Source organism: Enterobacter cloacae complex sp. OE43NF, assembly GCF_023544405.1.
GTDB classification, from domain to species: domain Bacteria; phylum Pseudomonadota; class Gammaproteobacteria; order Enterobacterales; family Enterobacteriaceae; genus Enterobacter; species Enterobacter cloacae.
The window spans coordinates 79,727-91,606 of sequence record NZ_JAMJFW010000016.1; the positions used below are offsets into that span (position 1 = coordinate 79,727).

Consider the following 11,880-nt stretch of genomic DNA (forward strand, 5'->3'; position numbering starts at 1 on the left):
GCGGACATTCTACGGCAAACCACTGTAATCGCCAATCCTTGTCACTGATTCATAAGCTACATTTACTGACGTACACGATATAAACGGAAAATATTCTCGTTTGCGGGATAAAAGTGACCTGACGCAATATTTGCGTTTTGATGCTTATTGATAATGTTGTCACAAAAAGTGAGGGTGACTGCATGGATAAATTACTTGAGCGTTTTTTACAGTACGTTTCGCTGGATACCCAATCTAAACCGGGTGTCCGCCAGGTGCCAAGCACCGAAGGCCAGTGGAAGTTATTAAACCTGCTCAAAGAGCAGCTTGAGGCCATGGGGCTGGTCAATGTCACCCTGAGCGAAAAAGGCACTGTGATGGGAACGCTGCCTGCCAACGTCCCCGGTGATATTCCGGCGATTGGCTTTATCTCCCATGTCGACACCTCTCCGGATTTTAGCGGTAAACATGTTAATCCGCAGATTGTGGAAAACTACCGTGGCGGTGACATTGCGCTGGGAATAGGTGACGAAGTGCTTTCGCCGGTAATGTTCCCGGTGCTGCACCAGCTGCTTGGGCAGACGCTGATCACCACGGATGGCAAAACGCTGCTGGGGGCAGATGACAAAGCGGGTATCGCGGAGATCATGACGGCACTGGCGGTGCTGAAAGGAAAAAATATTCCGCACGGTGATATCCGTGTGGCCTTTACGCCGGATGAAGAGGTGGGCAAGGGGGCGAAACATTTTGATGTCGAGGCCTTTAACGCGCAGTGGGCCTATACCGTGGACGGCGGTGGCGTGGGCGAACTGGAATTTGAAAACTTCAATGCCGCGTCCGTGACCATCAAAATTGTGGGTAATAATGTGCATCCCGGCTCCGCCAAAGGCGTGATGGTGAATGCGCTGTCGCTGGCGTCCCGTATTCATGCGGAAGTCCCGGCGAATGAGAGCCCGGAGCAGACTGAAGGTTATGAAGGTTTTTACCACCTGACCAGCATCAAAGGCACGGTGGACAGCGCGCAGATGCACTACATCGTGCGTGACTTTGACCGTAAAGCGTTCGAAGCGCGCAAGCGTAAGATGATGGAAATCGCGAAGAAGGTGGGTAAGGGGCTACACCCGGACTGCTATATTGAGCTGATTATTGAAGACAGCTACTACAATATGCGCGAGAAGGTTATGGAGCATCCGCATATCCTGGATATCGCCCAGCAGGCCATGCGCGACTGCGATATTGAGCCGGTGCTGAAGCCGATTCGCGGCGGCACCGACGGTTCGCAACTGTCCTTCATGGGATTGCCGTGCCCGAATCTCTTTACCGGGGGATACAACTATCATGGTAAGCATGAGTTTGTGACGCTGGAAGGAATGGAAAAAGCGGTGAAGGTGATTGTGCGGATTGCGGAGTTAACCGCGAAGCGTTAAGACATCGCCCGGTGGCGCTGCGCTTACCGGGCCTACGGGAACAGGTAGGCCGGGTAAGGCGTAGCCGCCACCCGGCATCTGGAAAAGGAGTGCCCATGTCAAACTACCGTCGCCATTACGTCCCCGGCGGCACCTGGTTTTTTACCGTTAACCTGCAAAACCGACAGAGCGATTTACTTACCCGCCATATTGATAGCCTCCGCCAGGCCACCTCCTCGGTGAAACGATCAAAGCCCTTTACGATTAATGGCTGGGTGATCCTTCCTGAACATATGCACTGTATCTGGACCTTGCCGGAAGGTGACAGCGATTTTTCCGGGCGCTGGCGTGACATCAAAAAAACGTTCTCACGAAACATTGAAATGCGCCACATCTGGCAGGCGCGTTTCTGGGAACATACCATCCGCAACGACAATGATTACCGCCGACATATGGATTACATCTACCTCAACCCGGTGAAACATGGGTACGTTGGTAAGGTTGTAGACTGGCCGTTTTCAACGTTTCATCGGGATGTACGGGAAGGGTTGTATCCGGCGGATTGGGCCGCGGAGATTGCGGATTTTGCGGCGGGGGAGTGGAAGTAAAAACGCCGGGTAAGCGCAGCGCCACCCGGCAATACATTACAACTCAGTCCTCAAAGAACCAATACCCGCTGTTGACCAGCGCGGCAAGCATGGCGAGGAAAGAGGGATCTTCCAGGGCGTCGCCAAAGGTATCGGCAGTCAGTACCAGATGGCTGGCGATGGCTTCCAGCGCCGGGCGATGCGGAGAATCCAGCTTCTCGCCGTTGACGAAGACATCTTCACCGATGCGCAGCACGCGTAACCCACCCAGGCGAACCAGCTTGTCACCCTGCTGCAGCGCATCATAAATCTCGTCGGCCTGATACGGCGGCTCCGGAGGTGCCACATCCAGCTCGTGACGTGACTGGCTGATAAACTCACCAAACCACTGTCTGAAATGTTCCGGCTCGTTGATCAGATCCAGCATCATGCCGCGCAGCTTATCCAGTTCTGCTGGCAGAATGTCTGCCGGATGCTCGCGGGAGGGTACATCCGGATCGCTGTAGCGATGGCTGCCAAGCTCGCGTTGCAGTACGTAATCGGCAAAACCGCTGATCATCTCACGACCGCTTGGCGCGCGGAACCCGACAGAATAATTGAGGGAGTTTTCCAGCGAGTAGCCTTCATGCGGGAATCCCGGCGGAATATAAAGAATATCTCCCGGCTCCAGCTCTTCGTCGATGATCCCGTCAAACGGATCCACCTGAAGCAGGTCAGGATGCGGGCAGTGCTGTTTCATCGGCACTTTTTCACCCACGCGCCAGCGACGGCGGCCGGTCCCCTGAATGATAAACACATCGTACTGATCCAGATGTGGGCCAACGCCGCCCCCTGGCACGGAGAAAGAGATCATCAGATCGTCCATTCGCCAGTCGGGCAGGGCGCGGAACGGGCGCATTAGGGCTGCCGTCGGCTCGTGCCAGTGGTTGACCGCCTGCACCAGCAATGACCAGTTATTTTCACCGAGGTGATCGTAGCTTTCGAAAGGACCATGGCTGACCTGCCATTTTCCATCCTGGTGGCTCACCAGGCGGCTGTCGACTTCGTTTTCCATGGCCAGGCCAGCCAGTTCGTCAGGCGAGATAGGGTCGACAAAATTGCTGAACCCGCGCTTAAGAACTACCGGGCGTTTCTGCCAGTAGCGTTCAATAAACTCGGGCCAGTTCAGTGCTAAGTGATAATCCATATTTTTTTATTCCGCAGGCTCTTACTGAGTCGGATTATAACGGAAGCGCAGGAGCCTGGGTGCGAGATCCGCGCATTTTTCACATAACGGGCTAACTATCGTTCGATGTGGGCTGCTGACGGCCAAAAATCACTTCCATTCTGGCACCGCCAAGTAAACTTTCACCGGTTTCGATTTTGCCGTCGTACTGGTCGACAATCTCGCGTGCGACGGATAACCCCACCCCCTGGCCGGGACGCAATGTATCCGCACGCTGACCGCGATCAAACACCACGTCACGTTTGTTGCGCGGGATCCCCGGGCCATCGTCCTCAACAATGATGTGCAGCTCGTTGTCCGTCTGACGGGCGGAAACTTCCACGAACTCCAGACAATATTTACAGGCGTTATCGAGCAGGTTACCCATCACCTCCATGAAATCATTCTTTTCGCCGACGAAACTGATTTCAGGAGAGATATCGAGACTGATGTTCACCCCTTTACGCTGATACACCTTATTCAGCGCAGAGGTCAGGTTATCCAGCAGTGGTGCCACGGGGTGCAGCTCCCGGCTCAGCAGGGCGCTGCCGGAACGCATGCTGGCGCGATGAAGATAGTAGCCAATTTGCTGCGAAATACGGCTGATCTGCTCAAGCATCACCGGCTCGGCATCATCGACGCTCATTCTGGAGCTGCGCATGGATCGCAGGGTGCTTTGCATGACGGCCAGCGGGGTCTTCAGGCTGTGAGTGAGGTCAGTCAACGTGGTGCGGTATTTATCGTAGCGCTCGCGTTCACTTTTCAGCAGGCGGTTAAGGTTACGCACCAGACTTGTTAGCTCACGCGTTGTCTCAGGATTAAGCTTCTCGCGATGATGCTCCTCCAGCTCGCGAACCTCTTTCGCCAGCGATTCAATCGGGCGCAAACTCCACCAGGCAGCAATCCACAGCAGCGGTATGACCAGCAGCAGATTGGCAGCCAGCACGTAGACGAACCAGCCCCAGACCCGATAAGAGCGTTTAAGCTCGACGGGGATGGTATCCACCACTACGATGGTCAGCTGCGGCATGTCAGGCGTGGCGGGATAGAGATTGATGGCGACGGAGTGGGTCATTTCTGTTTCGGCGTCATCGGCGCGGATCTCATTCAGCTTTTTTTGCAGAGAGCGATCTTCGCGCAGCAGGCTGCTGGTGGTATTCAGATCGGCTTCAATTTCATGAAATCCGTTGGTTTTAAGCCATTCCGGGCGGATGCTTTTCACCAGCCAGGGAACATCACGCTGTGCCCACAGCAGTTTCCCTTTTTCATTGTAAATCAGCGCCAGCGTGGGACTCTGCTGGTTAAGATTCTCCGGCATCTCGACGCTGATCTGGTTGTTTTCCCACTTTGCGAGGGTATAAAACAGGTTGCTCTCACCGCGCAGCAGACGAAAGGTCGTTTTATCAAAACTGACGCTGTAACCAACCAGCGCCACCACGCCGTAAGAAAGTGACAGCACCAGCACAACGGCGGCTGTGGCCAGCAAAAAGCGAACCCGCAGTGAAAGGGGCATAATGTGCCGCATTAGTCGTTTCATTTAGCGCAATTCGAACAGGTAGCCCTGACCGCGCACGGTTGTGATCACATCATGCGGATACTGCGCCTGAATCTTCTTACGCAAACGGCCCATCAGCACATCAATGGTGTGACTCTCACGCAGTTCGGCATCCGGATAAAGCTGGAGCATTAAGGAGTCTTTGCTCACCACTTTACCGTTGTTACGGATCAGCGTTTCCATGATGGTGTATTCGAAGGCCGTCAGTTTGATGACTTCATTGTTGATTGAGAATTCCCGACGGGAGAGATCCACCTGGAAAGGTGGAAGGGAAATCACCTGGGAGGCGAGCCCGCTGTTGCGGCGTAACAGGGCCTGCATGCGTGCCGCCACTTCTTCAATATGAAACGGTTTGGTGACGTAATCATCGGCACCGGCACTGAGCACTTCCACTTTGTCCTGCCAGCCTTCACGCGCGGTCAGCACCAGGACAGGAAGAGAGACATCATGGCTGCGCCAGCGGCGAATCAATGACAGCCCGTCTTCGTCAGGTAACCCGAGGTCAACGATGGCGATATCCGGCAGGTGTTCATTGAGATAATAATCGGCTTCTTTTGCATCTTCCGCATCATCCACCTGATGTCCCATCTCCTGAAGCTGAACCTTCAGGTGATGACGTAGCAATGCGTTATCCTCAACAACCAGTACGCGCATCATCTTTCTCCCAGAATTAATAGTATGAATAGTTTAACGCTGATTATGTTGTTGTGGGGATAAACATTGAGTAAACCGGGGAAAAAGCAGCCCCCTTTTCGGGCGAAAAGGGGGCGGGGGAGATTACTTCAGCTCGTCGACCATGGTGATGGCGCGGCCAATGTAATTCGCTGGTGTCATCTCTTTCAGGCGGTTTTTTTCCGCTTCCGGCAATGCGAGGCTATCGATAAACTGTTTCATACCTTCCGCATCGACACGTTTACCGCGGGTCAGCTCTTTCAGTTTTTCATACGGTTTTTCGATGCCGTAACGACGCATCACGGTCTGGATCGGTTCGGCCAGCACTTCCCAGTTGTGGTCCAGCTCGTCCAGCAGACGATCGCGGTTCACTTCCAGCTTGCTCACCCCTTTCAGGGTGGACTGATAGGCGATCAGCGCATAGCCAATCCCCACGCCCAGGTTACGCAGCACGGTGGAGTCGGTCAGGTCGCGCTGCCAGCGGGAAACCGGCAGTTTGCTCGCCATATGCTGCAACACGGCGTTGGCCAGACCCAGGTTGCCTTCAGAGTTTTCGAAGTCAATCGGGTTCACTTTGTGCGGCATGGTTGAAGAGCCGATTTCACCGGCGATGGTCTTCTGCTTGAAGTGGTTCAGCGCGATATAACCCCACACGTCACGGTCGAAGTCGATCAGAATGGTGTTGAAGCGGGCGATACAGTCGAACAGCTCGGCGATATAGTCGTGCGGCTCAATCTGAGTGGTGTACGGGTTCCACTGAATTCCCAGGGAGGTCACGAACTCTTCACTGAACTGATGCCAGTCCACTTCCGGGTAAGCGGCGATATGGGCGTTGTAGTTACCTACCGCACCATTGATTTTACCGAGGATCTCAATCTGTTCCAGTTGACGATACTGACGCTCCATACGGTATGCCACGTTAGCCATCTCTTTACCCATCGTGGATGGCGTAGCGGGCTGACCATGGGTACGGGAGAGCAGGGGGATGTCGCGGTATTCCACAGACAACGCTTTCACCGCGTCAATGATTTTACGCCAGTAAGGCAGAACCACGTCTTTGCGCGCGGTAGAGAGCATCAATGCGTGAGACAGGTTATTGATGTCTTCAGAAGTACAGGCGAAGTGAATGAATTCAGACACCGCGTGCAGCGCCGGAACGCTTGCCACTTTCTCTTTCAGGAAGTACTCAACCGCTTTTACGTCGTGGTTGGTGGTACGTTCAATGGTCTTGATGCGAGCAGCATCTTCTTCATTGAAGTCAGCAACGATTTTATCAAGGTAATCGTTTGCCTGGGCGTCAAAAGCAGGAACTTCCTTGATTGCTGCCTGGGCGGCCAGCTTTTGCAGCCAGCGTACTTCAACCTGAACACGGAACTTCAGCAGGCCATATTCGCTGAAGATCCCGCGCAGCGCGCTGACTTTATCGCCGTAGCGTCCATCGACAGGGGATACGGCGGTCAGTGAGGATAATTCCATAATTCGCAACTCCGGGAGGTTAACAATGAGCAAGAATTTGTTTTGCCTGAGTCGTCAGGCGATTACGAGAAAACATTAACTGCAGGCGGCCACCGCCAACCTGATGCCACAGCACGGCGGCACGGATACCGGCCAGCAGCGAGGCGCGTACTTTTGCCTGGACCTGCGGGCTTTGCAGTACGGCAGGTGAACCGGTGACCTGGATACGCGGGCCCAGCGGACTGATAACATCAACATAAATACCGGCCATGGCGCTCAACAGCGTTTCAGACTGCAGATCAAAATGGTCGAGCTGACGCTGCAATCCGGCAATGCGGTCACCCAGCGTATTCAGCGCGCCTTTCGCTGCGCTGAGTTTACGTTCCAGCACCATCAGGCTTAATGTATAACGGGTAAGCTCTGCGTTTAATCCCTGACGGCTGCTGGCATTAAGCACGCCAAGCAAGGTTTCAAGACCGAGACGAAGATTGGTTTCGCTGCCACCGAAGACACCCAGGGTTGAACCGGGGTTGAGATCGATAACGCTGTTGAGCGAAACGTGCAGCGCGTCAGCGTCACAATGACCCTGATGCGCCAGCTGTTGCACCAGACGGGCTGACTGGCAAATTCCTGCCAGTGCCAGGGTGATGTCATAATAGTTCTTCGCCACACGTTCTCCTTTATGTGTGCAATCGGGTTAAACGGCCGGCAGCGGCAGGCGCTGTTCTATGATCCCACCACCCAGGCAGATATCACCGCTGTAGAAGACGGCGGACTGGCCCGGCGTGACGGCTGCAACTGGCTCGTCAAAACGCACGTCAATGCGATCGTCATCCAGCGCGGTAATGGTGCAGGGGATATCCGTCTGACGGTAGCGTGTTTTTACCGTGCAGCGCAGGGTACCTTTGAGCGGTTCACGGTCGACCCAGTGCAACTGTTGCGCGATCAGGCCAACGGACATCAGACGCGGATGGTCGTGCCCCTGAGCGACGATCAGAATATTGTTTTCGACATCTTTGTCGACCACGTACCACGGATCTTCGCTACCGTCTTTGGTACCGCCGATACCCAGGCCTTTACGCTGGCCGAGGGTGTGGTACATCAGCCCCTGATGCTGGCCAATTTCGTCGCCATCGACGGTGACAATTTTGCCCGGCTGCGCAGGCAGGTAGCGACCAAGGAAATCGCGGAATTTGCGCTCGCCAATAAAGCAGATACCGGTGGAGTCTTTTTTCTTCGCGGTGATCAGATCCAGCTCTTCAGCGATTTTACGGACTTCCGGCTTTTCCAGCTCGCCAACCGGGAACAGGCTTTGTGCAATCTGTTCATGGCTTAACGTATAAAGGAAATAGCTCTGATCTTTATTACCGTCCAGACCGCGCAGCAGCTGGCTTTTGCCGTTCACATCGGCGCGACGCACGTAGTGACCGGTCGCAATATAGTCTGCGCCCAGGTCTTCCGCCGCGAATTCGAGGAAGGCTTTAAATTTAATCTCTTTGTTGCACAGAATATCCGGGTTCGGGGTACGGCCCGCTTTATACTCTTCCAGGAAAAGCTCAAACACGTTATCCCAGTATTCTGCGGCAAAGTTAACGGTGTGCAGTTCTATGCCGAGCTTGTCGCACACGGCCTGCGCATCGGCGAGATCCGCAGCGGCAGTGCAATATTCCTCGCCATCATCTTCCTCCCAGTTCTTCATGAACAGGCCCTCCACCTTATAGCCCTGTTGTTGCAACAGGTAGGCGGAAACGGAGGAATCGACACCGCCGGACATGCCGACGATCACTTTTTTCTGGCTGTTATCTGACATGGAATACTCACGACATTGAACTTCAAGGCGGCGTATTCTATCACGCCCCCCCACCATTGACACCCTCTGTAAACGGCCAGTTAAATTCTGCGATGACCTCCAGCGGCAAGCGTGCGCCTGACTGCCAGCAGCGAATGCTTTCGGCAACCAGCGGCGAGCGCAGGTTTGGCGCGTTCAGGATCTCGTCGGCGGTGACCCACAGGCAGCGATCGATATCGTCGTCGTGCGGCTCAGTGGCGCACGTTTCGCTAAGCTCGACGGCAAATAAAAAACGCAGGAAGGGCGTTTTATCAGGCGCAATCCACTGATGCATACGAATGAAGTGCTGAGGCTCCGCGCGGATGCCCGTCTCTTCCCAGAGTTCACGTTTTGCGGCCTGTAATAAGGTTTCATTGGCTTCCAGATGCCCGGCTGGCTGATTCCACAGCGCTTTGCCGTTAATGCTCTCTTCTACAACCAGGAATTTCCCCTGCGCGTGAACCACACAGGCGACCGTGACATGAGGTTTAAACATATTGACTCCTTAAGGGGCAACGTCCCGCCATTCACCGTTAGCCAGGGAATCCAGGGTGTAACTGCCCATGGCATAGCGAATCAGGCGCAGGGTAGGGAAGCCCACGTGGGCGGTCATGCGCCGAACCTGACGGTTGCGGCCTTCATAAAGGGTGATTTTGAGCCAGCTGGTGGGAATAGATTTGCGCTCGCGAATGGGCGGGTTGCGCGGCCACAGCCACTCCGGTTCATTCACACGTTCAATACCTGCGGGCAGGGTGGGGCCATCGTTTAACGTCACGCCGTTGCGGAGTGCGGCGAGCGCCTCTTCATCCGGCTCACCTTCCACCTGCACAAAGTAAATTTTGCCGGTGCGTTTTCCGGGCTGCGTAAGTTTTGCCTGTAGGGCTCCGTCGTTGGTTAAGACCAGCAGACCTTCGCTATCGCGGTCCAGGCGACCCGCGGCATAAACGCCCTGAACAGGAATGTAATCCTTTAACGTGCTGCGCCCGGCTTCGTCGGTAAACTGCGGCAACACATCGTAGGGTTTATTGAACAAAATAACCCGCTTTGGCTGGCTTTCTTGCGGTCTTCTGGCGGCTTGTCGTGAGCTGAATCGCTCAACCCGGTGTTTTGTAAAAGAAGTTTTCTTCATGGTATTTTCAGGCGTTATCAATTGCCGCATTATAGCCTAATAACGAAGACCTTTCATGGCGCAGGACAATCAGGTACTATCGAAGGGCTCATTACAATTTATTAACATAAGATCAGTAACAACCAGAAGCGCTCGAAGGAGAGGTTAATGGAAAGCAAAGTAGTTGTTCCGGCGGAAGGTAAAAAGATCACCCTGCAAAACGGCAAGATTAACGTTCCTCACAATCCGATCATTCCATTCATCGAAGGTGATGGTATCGGTGTAGACGTTACCCCGGCAATGCTGAAAGTGGTTGATGCCGCTGTTGAGAAAGCCTACAAAGGCGAGCGTAAAATTTCCTGGATGGAAATTTACACCGGTGAAAAATCTACTCAAGTTTATGGCCAGGACGTTTGGCTGCCAGCAGAAACGCTGGACCTGATCCGCGACTACCGCGTTGCTATCAAAGGCCCACTGACGACGCCAGTTGGTGGCGGTATCCGTTCCCTGAACGTGGCACTGCGTCAGGAGCTGGACCTGTACGTGTGTCTGCGTCCGGTTCGTTACTATCAGGGCACCCCAAGCCCGGTTAAGCACCCTGAGCTGACCGATATGGTTATCTTCCGCGAAAACTCAGAAGACATCTACGCGGGCATCGAATGGAAAGCTGACTCTGCTGACGCAGAAAAAGTGATTAAATTCCTGCGCGAAGAGATGGGCGTGAAGAAAATTCGCTTCCCTGAGCATTGCGGTATCGGCATCAAGCCGTGCTCCGAAGAAGGGACCAAACGTCTGGTGCGCGCAGCAATTGAATACGCTATCACCAACGACCGTGACTCTGTGACCCTGGTTCACAAAGGCAACATCATGAAGTTCACCGAAGGCGCGTTCAAAGACTGGGGTTACCAGTTGGCGCAAGAAGAGTTCGGCGGTGAGCTGATCGACGGCGGCCCATGGCAGAAGATCAAGAACCCGAACACCGGCAAAGAGATCATCATTAAAGATGTTATCGCCGATGCGTTCCTGCAGCAGATCCTGCTGCGTCCAGCGGAATACGACGTGATCGCCTGTATGAACCTGAACGGTGACTACATCTCCGACGCCCTGGCTGCACAGGTTGGCGGTATCGGTATCGCCCCAGGCGCGAACATCGGTGACGAATGCGCCCTGTTCGAAGCAACCCACGGTACTGCACCAAAATACGCAGGCCAGGACAAAGTGAACCCAGGCTCTATCATCCTGTCCGCAGAGATGATGCTGCGTCATATGGAGTGGTTCGAAGCCGCAGACCTGATCGTGAAAGGTATGGAAGGCGCGATCAACGCCAAAACCGTAACTTACGATTTCGAACGTCTGATGGAAGGCGCTAAACTGCTGAAATGTTCAGAGTTTGGCGACGCGATTATCGCGAACATGTAATCCAGACTCTGGGTTAATAAAGAACGGGAGCCGATTGGTTCCCGTTTTTATTATTAGTTTTCGAACGGTTATCAAAATTTTATCAAAATAAATTATCAAAAAAGGGTGTGATGATGACGATGAGCAGGAAAACTTTTTTTATTGAAACACAAAATATAAATGAGCAAATGGGTGAGTTTTTGAACTTCACTTGGGCAAGTTACGCTGGGCTCCGAGAAATGTGGTGGCAGGTTAAAGGTTTTACACATTGTTTTCCCGAGATGAATAATAAAGTTTTGAAAGAAAAATTTTTGACAGGTTTGGAAATACCCGGTGGAATTGATCTAGAATCAGTTTGTTTAAGCCAGGAATGGGACGCACATGTTCACCGTTTTAGCAAATCACTCATCTTTGAGGCTTGCACTATGTATGAAGCTTGGGCTGAGAAAATATGTGAGTACGTACTGCCAGGAGACGAGAAAGCAAGAAAATCACTTCAATTTCCCACTACGAACGGAAGTGACGGATATATGAAGGTTGTTAAAAAAGTCAATTTGAATGCCTCAGGTTTTATAAAAAGTAATTTTTTCGGTATCGTTTCTTCTAATAAAATGAATCGGTGGGTTAGGATTAACGATTTTTTAATAATGTACCGATACTTTAAAGAGATCAGGAATTCATTCATACA

General features: G+C 53.1%; 12 protein-coding genes. 4 read left to right on the forward strand and 8 right to left on the reverse strand.

All coding sequences use genetic code 11. The features are described 5' to 3' along the window. Positions 1 to 182: 182 nt before the first annotated feature. Positions 183 to 1,406, forward strand: coding sequence for a peptidase T (gene pepT, locus M8370_RS10030; protein ID WP_013097087.1), 1,224 nt, complete (start codon positions 183 to 185; stop codon positions 1,404 to 1,406). Between the two features lie 95 nt (positions 1,407 to 1,501). Then, positions 1,502 to 1,993, forward strand: a complete 492-nt coding sequence (locus M8370_RS10035; RefSeq protein ID WP_250020878.1) for an REP-associated tyrosine transposase — start codon at positions 1,502 to 1,504, stop codon at positions 1,991 to 1,993. A 43-nt stretch (positions 1,994 to 2,036) separates the two neighbouring features. Here the strand turns inward: M8370_RS10035 and M8370_RS10040 are convergent, their stop codons facing one another. From M8370_RS10040 to rluE, 8 genes are all read right to left on the reverse strand, one after another. After that, positions 2,037 to 3,158, reverse strand: coding sequence for a ribosomal protein uL16 3-hydroxylase (locus M8370_RS10040; RefSeq protein WP_014831472.1), 1,122 nt, complete (start codon positions 3,156 to 3,158; stop codon positions 2,037 to 2,039). Between the two features lie 91 nt (positions 3,159 to 3,249). Then, positions 3,250 to 4,713, reverse strand: a complete 1,464-nt coding sequence (gene phoQ, locus M8370_RS10045) for a two-component system sensor histidine kinase PhoQ (protein ID WP_250020879.1) — start codon at positions 4,711 to 4,713, stop codon at positions 3,250 to 3,252. After that, on the reverse strand, positions 4,714 to 5,385 hold the full coding sequence (gene phoP, locus M8370_RS10050) for a two-component system response regulator PhoP (RefSeq protein ID WP_013097083.1): 672 nt from the start codon (positions 5,383 to 5,385) through the stop codon (positions 4,714 to 4,716). A gap of 123 nt (positions 5,386 to 5,508) precedes the next feature. Then, complete coding sequence (gene purB, locus M8370_RS10055; RefSeq protein WP_250020881.1) at positions 5,509 to 6,879, reverse strand: adenylosuccinate lyase; 1,371 nt, start codon at positions 6,877 to 6,879, stop codon at positions 5,509 to 5,511. A 19-nt stretch (positions 6,880 to 6,898) separates the two neighbouring features. Beyond that, entirely contained in the window at positions 6,899 to 7,528 is a 630-nt protein-coding gene (hflD, locus tag M8370_RS10060) for a high frequency lysogenization protein HflD (protein ID WP_013097081.1), read from the reverse strand. A gap of 27 nt (positions 7,529 to 7,555) precedes the next feature. Beyond that, the gene (mnmA, locus tag M8370_RS10065; protein WP_013097080.1) at positions 7,556 to 8,668 is read right to left on the reverse strand and encodes a tRNA 2-thiouridine(34) synthase MnmA; all 1,113 of its coding nucleotides are present in this window, start codon (positions 8,666 to 8,668) and stop codon (positions 7,556 to 7,558) included. Positions 8,669 to 8,708: 40 nt separating this feature from the next. Next, positions 8,709 to 9,182: an NUDIX hydrolase gene (locus M8370_RS10070; protein ID WP_029881976.1), complete on the reverse strand. Its 474-nt coding sequence runs from the start codon at positions 9,180 to 9,182 to the stop codon at positions 8,709 to 8,711. Between the two features lie 9 nt (positions 9,183 to 9,191). Further along, the gene (gene rluE / locus M8370_RS10075) at positions 9,192 to 9,845 is read right to left on the reverse strand and encodes a 23S rRNA pseudouridine(2457) synthase RluE (RefSeq protein WP_029881977.1); all 654 of its coding nucleotides are present in this window, start codon (positions 9,843 to 9,845) and stop codon (positions 9,192 to 9,194) included. 117 nt (positions 9,846 to 9,962) lie between these two features. Between rluE and icd the strand changes: the two genes are divergently transcribed. Then, positions 9,963 to 11,213 (forward strand): NADP-dependent isocitrate dehydrogenase, encoded by a 1,251-nt coding sequence (gene icd, locus M8370_RS10080; RefSeq protein ID WP_013097077.1) that lies wholly within the window; start codon positions 9,963 to 9,965, stop codon positions 11,211 to 11,213. A 110-nt stretch (positions 11,214 to 11,323) separates the two neighbouring features. Next, the coding region (locus M8370_RS10085; RefSeq protein ID WP_250020882.1) for a hypothetical protein at positions 11,324 to 11,880 on the forward strand (557 nt) is incomplete at its 3' end.

Bases quoted from the DNA above. Each gene is read 5' to 3' on its own strand.
- pepT (WP_013097087.1), top strand. From the start codon at position 183: ATGGATAAATTACTTGAGCGTTTTTTACAGTACGTTTCGCTGGATACC.
- M8370_RS10035 (WP_250020878.1), top strand. From the start codon at position 1,502: ATGTCAAACTACCGTCGCCATTACGTCCCCGGCGGCACCTGGTTTTTT.
- M8370_RS10040 (WP_014831472.1), bottom strand. From the start codon at position 3,158: ATGGATTATCACTTAGCACTGAACTGGCCCGAGTTTATTGAACGCTAC.
- phoQ (WP_250020879.1), bottom strand. From the start codon at position 4,713: ATGAAACGACTAATGCGGCACATTATGCCCCTTTCACTGCGGGTTCGC.
- phoP (WP_013097083.1), bottom strand. From the start codon at position 5,385: ATGCGCGTACTGGTTGTTGAGGATAACGCATTGCTACGTCATCACCTG.
- purB (WP_250020881.1), bottom strand. From the start codon at position 6,879: ATGGAATTATCCTCACTGACCGCCGTATCCCCTGTCGATGGACGCTAC.
- mnmA (WP_013097080.1), bottom strand. From the start codon at position 8,668: ATGTCAGATAACAGCCAGAAAAAAGTGATCGTCGGCATGTCCGGCGGT.
- M8370_RS10070 (WP_029881976.1), bottom strand. From the start codon at position 9,182: ATGTTTAAACCTCATGTCACGGTCGCCTGTGTGGTTCACGCGCAGGGG.
- rluE (WP_029881977.1), bottom strand. From the start codon at position 9,845: ATGCGGCAATTGATAACGCCTGAAAATACCATGAAGAAAACTTCTTTT.
- icd (WP_013097077.1), top strand. From the start codon at position 9,963: ATGGAAAGCAAAGTAGTTGTTCCGGCGGAAGGTAAAAAGATCACCCTG.